Annotated in this window: 17 protein-coding genes; 11 read left to right on the top strand and 6 right to left on the bottom strand. The window is 73.3% G+C overall.

Going from position 1 to position 17,567, the window contains the following annotated elements; all coding sequences use genetic code 11:
- The first annotated feature begins 76 nt into the window (after positions 1-76).
- On the top strand, positions 77-1,186 hold the full coding sequence (locus ABT295_RS07600; RefSeq protein ID WP_352393783.1) for a hypothetical protein: 1,110 nt from the start codon (positions 77-79) through the stop codon (positions 1,184-1,186).
- Positions 1,187-1,282: 96 nt separating this feature from the next.
- Here ABT295_RS07600 and ABT295_RS07595 read toward each other — a convergent pair whose 3' ends face one another.
- A complete protein-coding gene (locus ABT295_RS07595; RefSeq protein WP_352393782.1) occupies positions 1,283-2,824 on the bottom strand; it encodes an aminopeptidase P family protein in 1,542 nt (513 codons plus the stop codon).
- Positions 2,825-2,939: 115 nt separating this feature from the next.
- Here ABT295_RS07595 and ABT295_RS07590 point away from each other — a divergent pair, with 115 nt between their 5' ends.
- The 8 genes from ABT295_RS07590 to ABT295_RS07555 all read left to right on the top strand — a co-directional run bounded on the left by ABT295_RS07590 (position 2,940) and on the right by ABT295_RS07555 (position 11,213).
- Positions 2,940-4,517 (top strand): threonine/serine exporter family protein, encoded by a 1,578-nt coding sequence (locus ABT295_RS07590; RefSeq protein WP_352393781.1) that lies wholly within the window; start codon positions 2,940-2,942, stop codon positions 4,515-4,517.
- A gap of 101 nt (positions 4,518-4,618) precedes the next feature.
- The gene (locus ABT295_RS07585; protein ID WP_352393780.1) at positions 4,619-5,149 is read left to right on the top strand and encodes a MaoC family dehydratase; all 531 of its coding nucleotides are present in this window, start codon (positions 4,619-4,621) and stop codon (positions 5,147-5,149) included.
- 174 nt (positions 5,150-5,323) lie between these two features.
- Positions 5,324-6,277, top strand: coding sequence for a hypothetical protein (locus tag ABT295_RS07580; protein WP_352393779.1), 954 nt, complete (start codon positions 5,324-5,326; stop codon positions 6,275-6,277).
- 162 nt (positions 6,278-6,439) lie between these two features.
- Positions 6,440-7,321 (top strand): PHP domain-containing protein, encoded by an 882-nt coding sequence (locus ABT295_RS07575; RefSeq protein ID WP_352393778.1) that lies wholly within the window; start codon positions 6,440-6,442, stop codon positions 7,319-7,321.
- Positions 7,322-7,456: 135 nt separating this feature from the next.
- Complete coding sequence (locus tag ABT295_RS07570; protein ID WP_352393777.1) at positions 7,457-8,341, top strand: RecB family exonuclease; 885 nt, start codon at positions 7,457-7,459, stop codon at positions 8,339-8,341.
- 54 nt (positions 8,342-8,395) lie between these two features.
- Positions 8,396-9,256, top strand: coding sequence for an FkbM family methyltransferase (locus tag ABT295_RS07565; protein WP_352393776.1), 861 nt, complete (start codon positions 8,396-8,398; stop codon positions 9,254-9,256).
- A gap of 12 nt (positions 9,257-9,268) precedes the next feature.
- Positions 9,269-10,063, top strand: coding sequence for a ParA family protein (locus ABT295_RS07560; protein WP_352393775.1), 795 nt, complete (start codon positions 9,269-9,271; stop codon positions 10,061-10,063).
- A 103-nt stretch (positions 10,064-10,166) separates the two neighbouring features.
- The gene (locus ABT295_RS07555) at positions 10,167-11,213 is read left to right on the top strand and encodes an NAD(P)-dependent alcohol dehydrogenase (protein ID WP_352393774.1); all 1,047 of its coding nucleotides are present in this window, start codon (positions 10,167-10,169) and stop codon (positions 11,211-11,213) included.
- A gap of 325 nt (positions 11,214-11,538) precedes the next feature.
- On the opposite strand, the gene ABT295_RS07550 is transcribed toward ABT295_RS07555, so the two are convergent.
- On the bottom strand, positions 11,539-13,317 hold the full coding sequence (locus ABT295_RS07550) for a DEAD/DEAH box helicase (RefSeq protein ID WP_352393773.1): 1,779 nt from the start codon (positions 13,315-13,317) through the stop codon (positions 11,539-11,541).
- A 236-nt stretch (positions 13,318-13,553) separates the two neighbouring features.
- On the opposite strand from ABT295_RS07550, the gene ABT295_RS07545 reads away from it, so the two are divergent.
- Positions 13,554-14,270 carry a ferritin-like fold-containing protein gene (locus ABT295_RS07545; RefSeq protein WP_352393772.1) on the top strand — a complete coding sequence of 239 codons (717 nt, stop codon included), beginning with the start codon at positions 13,554-13,556 and terminating at the stop codon, positions 14,268-14,270.
- A gap of 144 nt (positions 14,271-14,414) precedes the next feature.
- On the opposite strand, the gene ABT295_RS07540 is transcribed toward ABT295_RS07545, so the two are convergent.
- From ABT295_RS07540 to ABT295_RS07525, 4 genes are all read right to left on the bottom strand, one after another.
- On the bottom strand, positions 14,415-14,684 hold the full coding sequence (locus ABT295_RS07540) for a GlsB/YeaQ/YmgE family stress response membrane protein (RefSeq protein WP_352393771.1): 270 nt from the start codon (positions 14,682-14,684) through the stop codon (positions 14,415-14,417).
- A gap of 159 nt (positions 14,685-14,843) precedes the next feature.
- Complete coding sequence (locus tag ABT295_RS07535) at positions 14,844-15,116, bottom strand: GlsB/YeaQ/YmgE family stress response membrane protein (RefSeq protein WP_352393770.1); 273 nt, start codon at positions 15,114-15,116, stop codon at positions 14,844-14,846.
- 199 nt (positions 15,117-15,315) lie between these two features.
- Entirely contained in the window at positions 15,316-15,537 is a 222-nt protein-coding gene (locus ABT295_RS07530; RefSeq protein ID WP_345507465.1) for a DUF3107 domain-containing protein, read from the bottom strand.
- Between the two features lie 56 nt (positions 15,538-15,593).
- Complete coding sequence (locus ABT295_RS07525) at positions 15,594-16,280, bottom strand: TetR/AcrR family transcriptional regulator (RefSeq protein WP_352393769.1); 687 nt, start codon at positions 16,278-16,280, stop codon at positions 15,594-15,596.
- 101 nt (positions 16,281-16,381) lie between these two features.
- On the opposite strand from ABT295_RS07525, the gene moeB reads away from it, so the two are divergent.
- Positions 16,382-17,560, top strand: a complete 1,179-nt coding sequence (gene moeB, locus ABT295_RS07520; RefSeq protein ID WP_352393768.1) for a molybdopterin-synthase adenylyltransferase MoeB — start codon at positions 16,382-16,384, stop codon at positions 17,558-17,560.
- Positions 17,561-17,567 lie beyond the last annotated feature (7 nt).

Raw genomic sequence — 17,567 nt, 5'->3', positions numbered from 1 at the left:
CGCGCAGCACCGCGCAACGATCCGGCGGCGGTGGGTGTCTGTCGCGGTGACGGGTCCCCGACGAAGGAGCGCACCCATGCCGACCTCCCGCCCCAGGGCGTATGCCGTCCGCCACGGTGCCCGGGCCGCCGTCCGTGCCGCCGTGGCTACGGCCGCCCTGCTCGTCCTCGCCGCCTGCGGCACGACGCCTGCTCCCTCCCCGGGCCAGACCTCCCCGGACCAGACCTCCCCGGACCAGACCTCGGCCGGCACGTCGACCGCCCCCGTGCGTGACCTCACCCCGCAGGCCCGCTCCTCCGACGGTGCCCTGGCCTGCCCGGGCTCGCTGGCCTCGGCCGAGGGGATGACCGTGCCGGTGCGCCCCCAGGGCGTCCGCGGTGGCGACCGGCTCCTGCCCGACCGGCAGCCGCGCACCCTCGTCGTCTGCGGCTACCCGGTCCTCGACATCATGGCGACGACGCCCCTCAGCGCTCCGTTCCCGCGGAGCACCCGAACGGTGCTGACGGGCGCGAAGCGCGCCGACGTCGTCGCCCTGCTGACGTGGGCGCCGCGGTGGAACGGACGCGAGCGGCCCTGCACGTTGATGGGCGGCGACGAGACGGCATACCTCGTCGGGGCGGACCTCGGCGACGCGGTCGTGTGGGTGGCGGCGAAGGCCGACCCCAACGCGTGCTCACGTGCGACGAACGGTGACTTCGTCAGCGGCGCGCCTGTAGGCGTCGACCTCGCGGCGGTGACGGGCGGTCGCCCGCTCCCGCTGCCTGTCGGGGGCGGCGCGTGCGACCAGCGGTCGTGGGGACGGCTCGGTGACGACGTCGACCTCGTCCCCGCAGGCGACCCGACGGTCACGGTCTGCCGAGACGGCGCCGACGGCACGGCGCGGGCCGTCCCTCTCGACAGGGCGAGCGGCGTGGAGGTCGTGGCCGCGCTGCGGGCCCTGCCCACCCGTCCGACGAGCGGCACGTGCCAGGGCTCGGGTGGCCCCTCGGACCAGCGCTTCACCCTAATGCTGGCCTGGCCGGCGGGGCCGCCGGTGCGCATCGGCGTCGATCCCACCTGCCGCCCGTCGGTGCTGGGCCAGAACCTCGAGTCCGACGACGCCGGCGGCCTCGTCGCCCTCGTCGAGCGGTGGAGCCCGCCGATCCCCGGGCCGGACCCCGACGGCTCGGTGTCGTCCCCGACGTAGGCGGCGGCCGGTGGGCGGGCCACCACGGCCGAGTGCCCACGCCCCCGGGTCGGGGACGTGGGCACTCGGGAGGTCGCGCGGTTCGCGCTCGGGCCGTCAGGCCTTCGCGCCCCAGATGCCGGCGATCCACTGCTCGACCTCGGTCGAGCTGCGCGGCATCGCGGCCGAGAGGTTCTCGCAGCCGTCCTCGGTGATGAGGATGTCGTCCTCGATGCGCACGCCGTTGCCCCGCAGCTCGGCGGGGACCAGCTCGTCGTCGGCCTTGAAGTAGAGGCCCGGCTCGACGGTGAGGATCATGCCCGGGCGCAGCTCCGCGTCGGAGTACTCCTCGCGCGTGGCGAGCGCGCAGTCGTGCACGTCGATGCCGAGGTGGTGGCTCGTGCCGTGCACCATCCAGCGGCGGTGGTACTGCCCGTGGTCGGCGTCGAGCGTCGCCTCGACATCGACGCCGTCGGGCAGCAGGCCCCACGCGTGCAGGTGCTCGGCGATGACGCGGATCGCGGCCGCGTGCACGTCGCTGAACTTGTTGCCCGGCCTGCACGCCGCGATGCCCGCCTCCTGGGCGGCGTAGACGGCGTCGTAGATGCGGCGCTGGGCATCCGTGAAGGTGCCGCTCACCGGCAGGGTGCGGGTGATGTCGGCTGTGAACAGCGAGTCGACCTCGACGCCCGCGTCGAGCAGGAGCAGGTCTCCGTCCGCGATGTCGCCGGTGTTCTTGATCCAGTGCAGCGTGTTCGCGTGGTCGCCGCTCGCGCAGATCGAGTCGTAGCCGACGCCGTTGCCGTGGTGGCGGGCGTGCAGGCCGAAGACGCCCTCGACCCAGCGCTCGCCGCGGCCGCGGCGGACGGCCTCGGGCAGGTCGGCGATGACGGCGTCGAAGCCCCGGTGGGTGCCGGCGACCGCGTCACGCATCTGCTCGACCTCCCACTCGTCCTTGACGAAGCGGAGCGTCGAGAGGAAGGCGGCGAGCTGCTCGTCGGCCTCGCGCTGGCGGTCGACGCGGGTCTCGGTCTCGCTCCCCTCCTGCGTGCCGGCGGCCGCGGCGCGGGCGCGGTCGACGCGCTCGGCCACCTCCGCGTCGGCGTCGCGCACGACGCGGACGGTCACCTCGCCGGCGTCCTTGGCCACGGCGTCGGTGAGCCCGTCGATGTGACGGGCCGTGAGGCCGAGCTCCGACTCGATGTCGTCGAGCGTCGGGCGGGCCCCGACCCAGAACTCGCCGTACCGCGAGTCGCCGAAGAACTCCTCGGTGTCGCGGTCGGCGAGCGGGCGGAAGTAGAGGATCGCCTCGTGACCCTCGGCGGGCGTGCCGTCGGCGCCGTGGCGCGGCTCGAGCACGAGCACGGCGTCCGGCTCGCGGTCGCTGCCGAGGCCCGTCAGGTGGGCGAAGGCGCTGTGCGGCCGGAAGACGTAGTCGCAGTCGTTGCTGCGCACCTTGAGGCCGCCGGCGGGCACGACGAGGCGCTCGCCGGGGAAGGCGGCGCTCACGGCGTCGCGACGGCGGGCGGCGTGGTCGGCGACCTCGGCCCGGGGGGTCACCCCGGTGCCACGGGGCGCCCAGCCGCTCGCGACGAAGGCCCGGAACTCGTCGGTCGTCGGGCGCTTGCGGCTCGGAGAGCTCTTCTGTTCTTCACTCATCACCCCTGCATGGTGCCACGAAGCCCCCGGGCCGCCGAAGCCCGTTTGCCGGGTCGCCGCCGGCGCCGGACCCCACGGTGGGCGCGGTCCGGGGCGGGTGGCATACGGTCGGGGAGTGGCCCGCACCGAACCCCCTCACCGGCCGACCACCGCGCGCGCGAGCCTTCCCTCGCTGCGTGCCAGCACCCGTCGCGCGATGCGCCCGAGCGGGCCGCCGACCGACGAGATCCCGATCTGGACGACGCCCGACGGCGTCGACGCCTACACGGCGCAGGCCGTCATCGACCTCGCGATGCGCGCCGGCGTCGCCATGATCGCCACGGGCGCGGCGGCCGCCGACGTCACCGCGACGGTGCTGACGCTGACCAAGGCGTACGGCCTGAGCGGCGTGCACGTCGACGTCACGTACACCTCGGTCACCGTGTCCTACCACCGCGGGCCGCACGCCGACCCGATCACCGTCATGCGCATCGTCCGCTTCCGCGTGCAGGACTACACGCGCCTCGAGCGGCTGCGCGGCCTCATCATCGACCTGTCGCAGGACCCCGTGCCCGTCGACGAGGCCCGGGTGCGCTTCGACGGCCTCATCACCGCCCCGCACCCCTACCGCCGCTGGCTCGTCACCGTCGCCGGCGGCACGCTCGCGGCCGGGGCGGCGGGCCTCGTCGGGGCCGGGCCGTTCATCATCCTGCTCAGCTTCCTCACGGCCACCGTCGTCGGGCGGGTGCTCGGCTGGCTGACCGGCGCCGGCGTGGCCGCCTTCTTCGCCCAGTGCGTCGGCGCGGCGATCCCGACCGGCGTCGCCACCCTCGTCGTCGTGGCGCAGTCGGCCGGGCTCACCGCGGTCGGGGACGTCTCGCCCTCGCTCGTCGTCGCCTCGGGCATCGTGCTGCTCCTCGCCGGGCTCTCGGTCGTCGGCGCCGCGGAGGACGCCCTCGAGGGCTACTACGTGACCGCGGGAGCCCGGGCCTTCGAGGTCGTCGTGCTCTCGCTCGGCATCGCCGTCGGCATCTCGGTCGTGCTCTCGCTCGGCAAGCGGCTCGACTACCCGATCGCCATCGAGTCGCAGACGCAGCTGACCGACGACGTCGTCGTGCAGGTCGTCTGCGCCGTCATCATCGCCGTGTCGTTCGCCGTCATGTCGTACGCCAGCGGCCGCGCGGTCGTCGTCGCCGGCGTCGCGGGCGGGTTCGGGTGGGTCGTGCTCGCGCTGGGGGAGCGGGTGCTCCAGCTCGGCGCCGTCACCGCCTCGGCCACCGCGGCCCTGCTCATCGGCCTCCTCGCCCGGCTCGTCGCCCGCCGGCTCACCATCTCGGCGCTCGCCGTGACGACCGCCGCGATCGTGCCGCTGCTGCCGGGACGGATGGCCTACCAGGGCATCTCGCAGATCGTCACGAACCCGGACGGCAACGGCTTCGCCCTCGGCGTGCCGGTCCTGCTGCAGGCCTTCGGGCTCGGGCTCGGCCTCGCCGCCGGCGTCTCGCTCGGCACCTACTTCGCCGGGCTGCTCGTCGCGAAGAGCCAGGGTGTGCGCCCCCGGCCCGCCGCCGGAGCCACCCTGCCGACCGATCCCGACCGCGACGCGGTGGGCAGCACTGCGCCGGTGCTCTCCGACACCGGGGAGCTCACCGTCGTGTCGGCCCTCGACGCGTCGACCGACGCGCCCCACCCGGACGACCCGCTGCGAGCGTGAGCAAGCACACGGCATACGGCCATGGGCGTATGCCGTGCGCTCGGGCAGGCTGGTAGCGCTCGTCCCAGCGGGGCCGGGCGGGACCGACGCGAGGAGCGGGAATGCAGTTCGGGCGCAGCTACGAGGAGTTCGAGGTCGGTGCGGTCTACCGGCACTGGCCCGGCAAGACGGTGACGGAGTACGACGACCACCTCTTCTGCCTGCTGACGATGAACCACCACCCGCTCCACCTCGACACGCACTACGCCGCCGGGTCGACGCAGTTCGGGCAGAACGTCGTCGTCGGCAACTACGTGTACTCGCTCCTGCTCGGGATGTCGGTGCCGGACGTCTCGGGCAAGGCCATCGCCAACCTCGAGGTCGAGTCGCTGCGGCACGTCGCACCGACCTTCCACGGCGACACGATCTACGGCGAGACGACCGTGCTCGACAAGTGGGAGTCGGCCTCGAAGGACGACCGCGGCGTCGTGCACGTGGAGACGATCGGCTACAAGCAGGATGGCACGGTCGTGTGCATCTTCCGGCGCAAGGTCATGGTGCCCAAGGACAGCTACCTGCAGGCCCGCGGCGGCGAGCAGCCAGGCCGCCCCGAGCCGGTGCCCGACCGCAACTGGCCCGGCCGCGACGCCTGACCGGCCAGGCGCAACACACCGAGTAGGACACAACCCACCGGGATCGGATCGCGGTGGGTTGCGTCTTGCTCGGTGTGTTGCGGACATCCACACCCCCGCCGAGGCGGCGGTGGTTGTCCACAGGCATGCCCGGAGGGCTGGCCGGACAGCCCGTATGCGCTGACGCTGGCCGCCATGGACGAACGACTCGAGGCGCTGGCCGGCTCCCACGAGGGGGTGCTCGCCGCTCACGAGGCGGTCGCCGCAGGAGTCGGCAAGGCTGCCGTGCACCGGGCCGTCCGAGCGCGGGAGCTGGTGCGGGTGCGCCGCGGGGCCTACGTCGCCGCGACGGTGTGGCGGGAGGCGAGCCAGGACGAGCGCTACCGGCTGGGGTGCCTGGCGGTCGCGCGGTCCCGGCCGGGTGACGCGGTGAGCCACCACGCTGCCCTCGCGGTGCTGGGGCTACCCCTGTGGGGCCACGCCTCCGAGCGCATCGACCTCGTCACCGACACCGTGCAGGGCGTGCGGCGCGGCGGCGTGTGGCTCCACCCGGACGACGGGGTCGAGGTGAGCCCCGTCGGGTCGTGCCTGAGCGTCCTGCCTGCGCGGGCCGTGGTGCGCACGGCCCTGACCATGGGCGCCGAGTGCGCCGTCGTGGCGGGTGATGCAGCGCTGCATCGCGGCCTCGTGGACGAGGCCGAGCTTCGTCGGGAGGTCGGTGCCGTCTCCGTCCACGAGGGACGGGGGCGGGCTCTCGACGCGGTGCTGCTCATGGACGGACGGAGCGAGTCGGTGGGGGAGTCGCTCGTCCGGCTCGTCCTGCGACGGCTCGGGTTGCACCCCGACTGCCAGGTCGTGCTGCGCGACCTGCACGGGTCGTTCGTGGCTCGGGTCGACCTGATGGTCGACGGGGTGGTCCTCGAGTTCGACGGTCAGACGAAGTACTCCCGCCGGCGGGATGCCGAGGACGGCACCCCCGAGCCGGGGCAGGCGGTGTGGCTGGAGAAGCGTCGAGAGGATGCGATCCGCCGGCTCGGGCATCCCGTCGAACGAGTGGTGTGGGACGAGCTCGCGCGCCCCGGCCTGATCGGGGCGCGCGTCCGCGCGGCACGCGCGCTCGTGTCGACCTCGACGCCGCGTCCCGCCTGACGCGGGTTCGGTGCTCCCACCCGCTCTGGAGGCACCCGCTTTCGGACAACACACCGAGTAGTTCCCAACTCACCGGCAACGGATCCCGGTGGGTTGGGAACTACTCGGTGTGTTGCGGGTGGAGGCAGGGAGCGAGTTTCGGGGCGCGCCTAGGCTGGGTGGGTGAGCCCCGCGCCGCCGGTCATCGACCTGCACACCCACTCGTCGGTCAGCGACGGCACCCAGACGCCGGCCGAGCTCGTGGCCGCCGCGGCCGAGGCCGGCGTCGACGTGCTGGCGATCACCGACCACGACACCGTCGCCGGCTGGCCCGAGGCGACGGCGGCGGCGCGCCGGCACGGCGTCACGCTCGTGCGGGGGATCGAGATCTCGTGCGCGTGGCGGCACACCTCGGTGCACCTGCTCGGCTACCTCACCGACCCGAAGCACGAGGGGCTCACGGCGGAGCTGGCCCGCGCACGTGAGTCCCGGGCCACCCGGCTCGAGCGGATGGTCGAGCTCATGACGGCCGACGGCGTGCCGGTGTCCTTCGACGAGGTGCTCGCGCAGGTCGCCCCCGGCGCGACGCCCGGCCGGCCGCACATCGCCGACGCGCTCATCGCGAACGGCACGATCGCCCACCGCGACGAGGCGTTCCGCGACTGGCTCGGCGACGACTCGCCCTACTACGTGGGCCACTACGCCCCCGACCCCCTGCGGGCGGTCGGGCTGATCCGCGCGGCGGGCGGCGTGCCCGTCATCGCGCACCCGTTCACCCGCACCCGCGCCGGCGTCCTCGACGACGCGTTCGTCGGGGCCATGCGCGACGCCGGGCTCGTCGGCCTCGAGGCGCGCCACCGCGACCACGGGCCGGCCGAGGTGGCACGCGCCGTGGCGCTCGCCGACCGCCTCGGCCTCGTCGTCACCGGCTCGAGCGACTACCACGGTGCCGGCAAGCGCAACCGCCTCGGCGAGAACACGACCACCCCGGAGGCGCTCGCCGTGATCGAGGCGGCCTCGAGCGGGGCCACCGAGGTGGTGCGGCCGGGAGCCGGCTCGACCTGACCCTCCGTCGACGCCTCCCAGCAGGCCGGTCGTCGTGCTCGACCGGCCCGAGTGCCACGCGGCGCCGAGGCGCCGAGGCGCGGACGGTGTGCACGGCCGGAGCGAACGGTCGGCGCCGCGCCGTAGGGTGTCGGCGTGACGACGGGACCCGCGGAGCAGACGACCTTTGCGGGCATGCCGACGCCGCTCTACTCCGGCTCGCCCTCGCGGCTGCTCGCCTGGCTCGACTGCCCGCGCCGCTACCGCATGCAGTACCTCGACCGCCCGCGCCCCGCCGCGCGCCCCCAGCGCGCGCACACCTCGGTGGGCATCGCCACGCACAACGCGCTGCGCGACTTCTGGGACCTCCCGCTCGCCCGGCGCACCCCGGCCGGTGTGGCCGAGCTCGTGCGGTCGTCGTGGATCGACGTCGGGTTCCGCGACCCGGAGCAGTCCGCCGCCTGGCGGCTGCGCGTGCGCGACGCGGTGACCGACTACCTCCGCCGCAGCGACCGCGAGCGCCAGCCCGTCGGCGTCGAGCGGAGCGTCTCGCTCAAGACCGAGCAGATCGCGATCACCGGGCGGGTCGACCGACTCGACGACCGAGACGGTGAGCTCGTCGTCGTCGACTACAAGACCGGCCGGCAGGTGCCGACCGACGACGACGCCCGCACCTCGCTGCCGCTCGCCCTCTATGCCGTCGCGTCCGCCCGTATGTTCCGCCGGCCGTGCCACCGGGTCGAGCTGCACCACGTGCCGTCGGGCACCGTGGCCGTGCACGAGCACACCGACGACTCCCTCTCGCGCAAGGTGGCCGAGGCCGAGTCCATCGCTGCGGACCTGCGCCGGGCCGATGCCGAGTTCGCCCAGGTGGGCATCGAGTCGACCCGGTTCGAGCCGCGGCCCTCGGCGATCTGCGGATGGTGCGACTTCCGCGCGCACTGCCCCGAGGGCCAGCGGATGGGCCCCGAGAAGTCCGACTGGGCCGGACTCGAGCCGGCCGGCTACGAGTCCGCGACCGCCGGTCCCGTGCTGCCCTGACCTCGACCGCAGGTTCGTTTCCACCGGGCCCCTGTGGGTCGCTACGGTCGAGGCATGCCCACCTGGTCGTCGGTGCGCAGGGCGTATGCCCGCGGCGGGCTCCGCGGTGTCGTGACCGCGACCCGGCGTCGGGTCGCGCGCCGGCTCGGGGGGCGGCCCGGCGGCGGACGGAGGTCGTCCGCCACCACCGCCCCGCCGGGCTCCCGTGAGCGCGTCACCGCCGAGACCATCGACAGCAAGAGGGCGCTCGCCTTCTTCGAGGCGCGCCGCGCCGTCTACGAGGGCCTCGCCGACGCGGTGGCGCCCTTCCTCCCGCGCGACGGTGTGCTGCTCGACGTCGGCGCCAACATCGGCTTCTTCACGCAGGTGCTCACCGAGCGCACCGGCTTCAGGGGCCGTGCGCACCTCTTCGAGCCGGTGCCCAACCTCGCCGACCTCTGCATCGAGACGGCGGCCCGGCTGCCCTGCGCGGCGACCGTGCACCGGGTCGGTCTCGGCGACGCGGACGCGCGCCTGACGATCTTCGTCTCCAGCTACGGCAACCTCGGCTGGAACACCATGGTCGAGCAGAAGGCCCGGGGCAAGCAGATGGCGCCCGTCGAGGTCGAGGGGGTCCGCTTCGACGGTCTCGGGCTGGCCGACGTGCCCGACCTCGTCAAGATCGACGTCGAGGGTGCCGAGCACCGCGTGCTGACCGGCATGCTGCCCGCCCTGAGACGCTGGTCGCCACGTCCGGCCATCCTCTGCGAGGTCGGCTGGGGGAGCGGGCACCCCGAGTGGGCTCAGGAGCTCGCGGCGTTCGACGCCCTCGTCGCGCTCGGCTACGAGACGCGCCTCGTCGACGGCGCGCCCGTCGACGTGCGTGACCTCCGGCGCACGACCGACGTCCTGTTCGTGCCGTCCCGGAGCGCCTGACAGACTGTCGCCATGGCGAGCCGCACCCCCTCGAGCCGGCGCACGACCGGCCCCACCGTCCTCGCGCTGGCGAACCAGAAGGGGGGTGTCGCGAAGACGACGTCCGTCGCCAGCCTCGGCGCGGCCTTCGCCGAGCAGGGCCGCCGGGTGCTGCTCGTCGACCTCGACCCGCAGGCCTGCCTCACCTTCTCGCTCGGCGTCGACCCCGACACGGTGGAGCGCTCGGTCCACGACGTGCTGACCGCCGGGGTCGGCCTCGAGGAGGTCGTCGTGGCCTGTGACGACGGGGTCGACCTCGTGCCCTCGACCATCGACCTCGCCGCGGCGGAGGCGATGCTGCTGGCCCGCCCCGGCCGCGAGTACGTGCTACGCACGGCGCTGGAAGGCCTCGAGACGGCATACGACGTCGTGCTGCTCGACTGCTCACCGAGCCTGGGCGTGCTCACCCTCAACGCGCTGACGGCCGCCGACGGGCTCGTCGTGCCGATGCCCTGCGAGATGCTGAGCCACCGCGGCGTCGGGCAGCTGCTCGACACGGTCGCCGACGTGCAGCGGATCCTCAACCGCGACCTCGAGGTGTGGGGGATCCTGCCGACCCTCTTCGACGGTCGCAGCAACCACGCGCGCGAGGTGCTCGCGGACGTCGGCGAGCGCTACGAGCTGCCCGTGCTCGAGCCCCCGATCCCCAAGACGGTGCGTTTCGCCGAGGCGCCCGCGGTGGGCCGCTCGGTGCTCGCGACCGCCCGCACCTCCAAGGGGGCGCAGGCCTACCGCGAGGTCGCCGCGGCCCTGCTCGCGAGGATGTGAGGAGTCTCCCACCGTTCGCCCGGGGGCCCGGGGCGGGAATGAACCTCGTGAGGTCGGCGCTGGACCTGAGAGCGTCGCCACCCACCACGAAGGAGACACCCCCTTGATTTCCACCCCTGCACTGGTCGCGCCGAGCGCCGGAGCCGCCTTCGAGGCCCGCACCGTCGAGCACCGCGACCTGCGAGACGACGACGTCCTCATCGACATCAAGTTCGCCGGCATCTGCCACAGCGACATCCACCAGGTCCGCGAGGAGTGGGGCAGCGCCATCTTCCCCATGGTCCCGGGGCACGAGATCGCCGGTGTCGTCTCGGCCGTCGGTGACGGCGTGACGAAGTACAAGGTCGGCGACCGCGTCGGCGTCGGCTGCATGGTCGACTCGTGCGGTGAGTGCGAGTTCTGCAAGGACGGCGAGGAGCAGTTCTGCTCCAAGGGCGCCGTCATGACCTACAACGGCAAGGGCTACGACGGCGAGCCGACCAAGGGCGGCTACGCCCAGCAGGTCGTCGTCAGCGAGCGCTTCGCCGTCGGCATCCCGGACGGCATCGAGCTCGACGTCGCCGCCCCCCTGCTCTGCGCCGGCATCACCGTGTGGTCGCCGCTCAAGCGCTGGGGCGCCGGGCCGGGCAAGAAGGTCGCCGTCATCGGCCTCGGCGGTCTCGGCCACATGGCCGTCAAGCTCGCGGTCGCGCTCGGCGCCGAGGTCAGCGTGCTGAGCCGCAGCGACGCCAAGAAGGAGGACGGCCTCGCCCTCGGTGCCACGGCCTACCACGCCACCGGTGACGAGGGTGTGCTGAAGAGCCTCAAGGGCAGCTTCGACCTCATCATCAACACGGTGAGCGCCGACCTGCCGATGCAGACCTACATCGGCCTGCTGCGCCCGCTCGGGGTCATCGCCAACGTCGGGCTCCCCACGAACAACTACGACTTCGCGCCCGGCGCCGTGGTCGGGGGCAGCCGCGTCGTGGCCGGCTCGAACATCGGCGGCATCCCCGCCACCGCCGAGATGCTCGCGTTCTGCGCCGAGCACGGCATCGGGGCGAGCATCGAGACGATCTCGGCCGACGAGGTCGACGCGGCCTACGACCGCGTCGTCGCCGGCGACGTGCGCTACCGCTTCGTCATCGACACCGCGACGATCAGCGCCTGATCACGACGCCCCGCACGGGGCGTATGCGTGCGGCCGGGTCCCAGCAGGGGCCCGGCCGTCCGTGTGTCCGAGCTCGGTCGGTGCGTCAGCCGGTCACGGTCCCCGTCGTGGCTCATGAGGGGCACCGCGTAGCCGCAGGAGTCCGAGACGCGCTCGACGTCGACGAGGACGATTCCCCTCGCCCGGGGGCGGCGCCCCTCCGACGGCGTGGCGGGACGGAACAGGACCCGGGCCCCGGCTGTGTGCCGGGACCCGGGTCCTGTGGTGTCGCAGTGCTGAGTGCTCGGTGGGCGGCATCCCTGGTCGGTGCGGGACGCCGCGGACGTCACTCGGCCGCGGTCGTGGTGGACGCCGTCGCGCCCTCGCGTCCGGAGCCGCCCCGACGGCGGCGGCGCGGGCGGCGCGAGCCACCCTCGCCGGCGGTGTCCTGCGCGGCGGCCGAAGACTCGTCGCCCCCGGTCGACTCCGCCGAGCCGGCAGCACCGGCGGCGGCCGCACCGCTGCCACGGGTGCGGCGGCGGTTGCGGTTGCGGCGCGGACGCCCCTCGCCGCTCTCAGGCGTCGACCCCTCGCCCGCGTCGGCCGACGCCGCGGCGCCGTCCGAGCCGCCACGGCCACGGTCGGAGCGCGTGCGCCCGCGGTCGCCTCGGTCGCCGCGGCCGGACCCGGCGCCGGCGCCCGCCTTGCCGTGGCGCTTGCCGGTCTCGCCGAGGTCCTCGATCTCCTCCGCGGCGAGGCCCGCGAGCTTCTGCTGCGAGCGGCGCAGGCGGCCCTTGGCGTCGGTGGGGATGTCGAGGTCGGTGTAGAGGTGGTCGGAGCTGGAGTAGGTCTCCTGCGGCTCGGGGATGCCGAGGTCGAGCGTCTTGTTGATGAGGGTCCAGCGGTGCAGGTCGTCCCAGTCGACGAAGGTGACGGCCACGCCGGTGTTGCCGGCGCGGGCCGTGCGACCGATGCGGTGCAGGTAGGTCTTCTCGTCCTCGGGGCACTGGTAGTTGATGACGTGCGTGACGTTCTCGACGTCGATGCCGCGGGCCGCGACGTCGGTGGCGACGAGGATGTCGACCTTGCCGTTGCGGAAGGCACGCAGCGCCTGCTCGCGGGCGCCCTGGCCGAGGTCGCCGTGGATCGCGGCGGCAGCGAAGCCGCGCTCGACGAGCTCGTCGGCGACCTTGGCCGCCGTGCGCTTCGTGCGGCTGAAGATGATCGTCAGGCCGCGGCCGTTGGCCTGCAGCATGCGCGAGAGCATCTCGACCTTGTCCATGGCGTGCGCGCGGTAGACGAACTGCTCGACGGCCTTGACGGTGTGCGCGTTCTCGTTCTCGTCGCCCATGGCGCGGATGTGCGTCGGCTGGGACATGTAGCGACGGGCCAGCGCGACGATGGCGCCCGGCATGGTGGCCGAGAAGAGCATCGTCTGGCGCGACGCGGGCGTCAGCGACATCAGCGTCTCGACGTCGGGCAGGAAGCCGAGGTCGAGCATCTCGTCGGCCTCGTCGAGCACGACGGTGCGGGCCTGCGACAGGTCGAGGTGGCCCTGCTTGGCCAGGTCGATGAGTCGACCGGGCGTGCCCACGACGACCTCGACACCGGTGCGGAGCGCCTCGATCTGGGGCTCGTACGCGCGGCCGCCGTAGACGGTCAGCACGCGGATGCCGCGACCGCGGCCGGCGCGCTCGAGGTCGCCCGCCACCTGCACGGCGAGCTCGCGGGTGGGCGCCACGGCGAGGGCCTGCGGCTTGCCCGGACGCGCCAGGCCGTCGAAGCCCTCGTCGCCGGGGGCCACGACGCGGTTGAGCATCGGCACGCCGAAGCCGAGCGTCTTGCCGGTGCCGGTCTTGGCCTGGCCGATGATGTCGTGGCCGCCGAGGGCGACGGGCAGCGTCATGGCCTGGATCGGGAACGGCGTGGTGATGCCCGCGGCGGCGAGCGAGGCGACGATCTCGGGGTGGACGTCGAAGTCGGCGAAGGTCAGGTCGGGCGCGACCGGCTCGGCGGCGGCGCCGCCGGTCACGGCGACGTCCGGGTTCTCCGGCACGTCGGGCGTGTCGAGGGCGGCGGTGGTCGTGGCCTCCGCCTGGGCGGAGGTCTCGGAAGGCTGGGTCATGGGCATCTCTCGATCGGCACGAGCACCCCGGAGGGCGGGAGCTCAGTGGCGTGACGGGCCGATCGGAGACTGTCAGGACGGTGGGGGGCTCTCGCGTGAGCGTGGGCTCCACCGGTGCGCGGGGAGTCCGCGAGCACCATCTGGAAAAACCATCGGGCCGACCGGGCACCGGGTTGTCCTCCACAGTCTACCGGCAAGGTGGCCGCCGACCCGAACTCCGTCACTAGATTGGGGCCATGAGCGATGACGTGACCGCCGCGGCCGACGACCACCTTCGCCGGGGCTCGGGCGACGAGCCGGGCTACCTCGCCGCCGTCACCGACCTGCTCGGCGCGCTCGCCTACGGCGAGCTGCGCGCCTTCTCCCAGCTCGCCAAGGACGCGGACCTCGCCCCGAGCCTGCGCCACAAGTCCGCCATCGCGGTGCTCGCCGCGCACGAGCTGAAGAACTACTCCGTGCTCACCGAACGGCTCCAGGGCCTCGGCGTGGCGCCCGAGACGGCCATGGAGCCCTTCGTGCCCGCCATCGACGCCTTCCACGAGCGCACGACCGCCTCCGACTTCCTCGAGGGCCTCGTCAAGGCCTACGTCGGCGAGGGCATCGCGCAGGACTTCTACCGCGAGATCTCGCGGTACGTCGACGACGACACCCGGGCCCTCGTCGTCAGCGTGCTCGAGGACACCGGCCAGGCCGACTTCGCGGTGACGGTGGTGCGCGAGGCGATCGCGGCCGAGCCACGCCTCGCCGGCCGGCTCGCCCTCTGGGGGCGACGGCTCGTGGGGGAGGCGATCACCCAGGCGCAGCGCGTCGGCGTCGAGCGCGATGCGCTCGCCAGCATCCTCGTCGGCGCACCGGGCCGGGCGGGCGCCGACCTCGCGGAGCTCGGCCGGATGTTCGCCCGCCTCACCGACGAGCACTCCCGCCGCATGGAGCGGCTCGGGCTGTCGGCCTGAGCAGGCGGCCTGAGCAGTCGGGCTGAGCAGTCGGGCCGAGCCGTCGGGCCGGGGCGCATCCGCGGCACGGCATCGGCGGGGGCACGCGGAAGGGCCCGACCGTGGCGGTCGGGCCCTTCGACGTTACGGGTGGTGCGGTGTCGGTCAGACCGACTTCTTCGAGATGCGGCCGTAGCCCACGATCCCGACGGCCGCGAGGATGGCGCTGACGATCCAGTACCACCAGCGCACACCGCCGTTGTCGTTGCCGTAGCCGAAGATGCCGCCGAGGATCAGCGTGGCCACGAGCGAGGCGATGATGCCGATGACGATGGTCATGACGATGGAGATGTTCTGCTTGCCCGGCAGGATGAGCCGGCCGAGGGCGCCGATGATGAGGCCGGCGACGATGGCCCCGATGATGGTTCCGATCATGTGTCACAGCTCCTTCTGGTCACGGAGGGTGACCGCTGGGTCCGCGGGTGCGGACGTCTCGTGCAACGAGATCAATGTCCCACCGTGTGTGGCGGGAGTGGTGGATGTGGTGGTGGTGATTTCTCGCGAGGCGGTCTCTACGGCGATCGACGCGTCGGCTCAGCGGGTCTGGCGGTTGCCCGTGATCATCCCGTAGCCGACGATGAGCGCTGCCGCCACGACGACCCCGATGAGCCCGGAGACCCAGTCGATGCCGTCCGTGTCCTGCACGCCGGTCGCCTTGTAGTAGATGAGCGCTCCGAGGAGGGACCCGACGGCGCCGAGCACGATCGTCAGCACGACACCCATGCTCTGCCGGCCCGGCAGCACCAGCCGCGCGAGCGGTCCGACGACCGCCCCGGCCACGAGTGCCATGAGGATGGTGGTGAGCATCTGGAACGCGTCCTCCTTCAGGTCCCGCCTCGCGGGTGACGGCGTCGCGGTGGCCCCGTGACGCTCTCGGCAGGGTCGTACCCGTCAGGGCCTCCCGGCGCACACCCGACCCGAGACGCACGAGGGTCGCCGACCTCGCAGGCCGGCGACCCTCGTGCCGTGCAGGACGGATGCCGTTGCGGCAGCGCCCTGCTCGTCGTCAGCTGGCGCCGAAGCCGACGCCGCCCTTGCGCTCCGCGCCCGTCGTGACGTAACCGATCGAGGCGGACGGCACGATGATGCGGCCGCCCTTGTCGTCGGTCAGCTCGAGGACGTCGGCTCCGAGCGCCGTCTTGACGGCGGCGAAGATCTCGTCGGTGGACTGCGTCGTCTCGAACGTGATCTCGCGTGCCACGTTCTGCACGCCGATGCGGACCTCCACGTCAAACCTGCTTTCTGCGTTCGGGGTGGACGCGGTCGACCGCGCCCGTCGTCACCTTAACCAGCGTCGCTGCCGACCGATTCCCGCGCGGGGTCTCCCGGCCGCTCGTTCTCCCCGTGGTCGGCGCGACCGACGAGGGGGAAGGCGCCGAACCCACGGCGGATGAGCGCGGCCGTGATGCGCACGGCCGTCTCCTTGGACACCGTCGCCTCGTGGGTCAGCCAGTGCCGGGCCGAGGTCTGGGCGAGACCGACGAAGGCGACGCCGACGAGCACTGCTTCCTCCTGCTCCATGGAGGTCTCGCTGCGGATGATCTCGGCCATCGCCTCGGCGCAGGTCAGGTCGATCTGGTCGAGACGACGGCGCACCTCCGGCTCATTGGCGAGGTCGGACTCGAAGATGAGCCGGAACGCGGCGCCCTCCTGGCCGACGAAGTCGAAGTAGGCGCGCGTCATCGTGTTGATGCGCGCCTTGTTGTCGGAGAGGGCGAGGGCGTCGCGCACGAGCTGCTCGAGCTCGCCCGTGTGCTGGTCGATGAGGGCGAGGTAGAGCTCGAGCTTGCCGGGGAAGTGCTGGTAGAGCACGGGTTTCGACACCCCGGCGCGGCCGGCGATGTCGTCCATGGCCGCCGCGTGGTAGCCGTTCTCGACGAAGACGCCGAGGGCCGCGTCGAGCAGCTGTGCGCGCCGCTCGGATCGGGGCAGCCGCTGGCCGCGGGCCGTCGGGTTGGTCTGCTCTGCCATGCGGTTCCTCTTCGAAGCGTGGGCGTGGTGCTCGTGCGGTCCAGCCGTCCACCCGCCGACGACCGTGTCCACCTCACCATACCGAGCAGTACGGTGAGGACATGTCGACGGATCCGCTGGTCAAGACGGGTCGGGCGCTGGGGAAGGCCGAGACGACGCGCTACGCCCGCCACGTGCTGCTGCCCGACGTCGGGCGCGAGGGGCAGGAGCGTCTGGCCGCGGCCCGCGTGCTCGTCGTCGGAGCGGGCGGGCTCGGCTCGCCGGCCCTGCTCTACCTCGCCGCGGCCGGCGTCGGCACCATCGGCGTGGTCGACGCCGACGTCGTCGACCTGACGAACCTGCACCGCCAGGTGATCCACTCCGACGTCGACATCGGTCGCCCCAAGACCGAGTCAGCCGAGGCCGCCGTCCACCGCGTCAACCCGCACGTCGAGGTCGTCCGTCACGACGTGGCGCTCGACTCCTCCAACGCGCTCGAGATCCTCGCCGGCTACGACCTCGTCGTCGACGGCACCGACAACTTCCCGACGCGCTACCTCGTCAACGACGCGTGCGTCCTGCTCGGCAAGCCGCACGTCTGGGGCTCGATCCTCCGCTTCGACGGGCAGGTGTCGGTCTGGTGGGCCGGCCACGGGCCCTGCTACCGCTGCGTCTTCCCCGACCCGCCGCCTCCCGGCTCGGTGCCGAGCTGTGCGGAGGGCGGCGTGCTCGGCGTGCTGTGCGCGGCCATCGGGTCGATCCAGTCGACGGAGGCGATCAAGCTCCTCCTCGGGATCGGTGAGCCGCTCGTCGGGCGCCTCATGGTGCACGACGCGCTCCGCCAGACCTGGGACTCGCTCACCGTCCGCGCCGACCCGCAGTGCCCGGTCTGCGGGGACGACCCGACCGTCACGGAGCTCGTCGACTACGTCGAGTTCTGCGGCGTCCCCGGCGCCGGGGCCGCCCACGAGGGGGACCTGCCGAGCGTCACCGTCCTCGAGATGGTCGACGAGCTCGCGGCCCCGCAGCCGCCCCTGCTCGTCGACGTCCGCGGCGAGGAGGAGCGCTCCATCGCGTCGATCCCCGGCGCGGTGGCCATCCACCTCGACCGCTTCCGCTCCGGCGAGGCGTTCGACGAGCTGCCCACGGACAGAAGGGTGCTCATCCACTGCAAGGTGGGCGGACGCTCGGCGGAGGCGACGCGACTGGCCCTGCGCGCGGGCCTCACCGACGTCGCGAACGTCGAGGGCGGCATACTCGCGTACCTGCGGGAGGTCGACCCGAGCCAGCCCGAGTACTGAGAGGACC

The sequence above is a fragment of the Terrabacter sp. NPDC000476 genome (assembly GCF_040300125.1).
GTDB lineage: Bacteria > Actinomycetota > Actinomycetes > Actinomycetales > Dermatophilaceae > Terrabacter.
The sequence above is the reverse complement of the archived record's forward strand: the minus strand, read 5'-3'. Positions and strand labels throughout refer to the sequence as shown.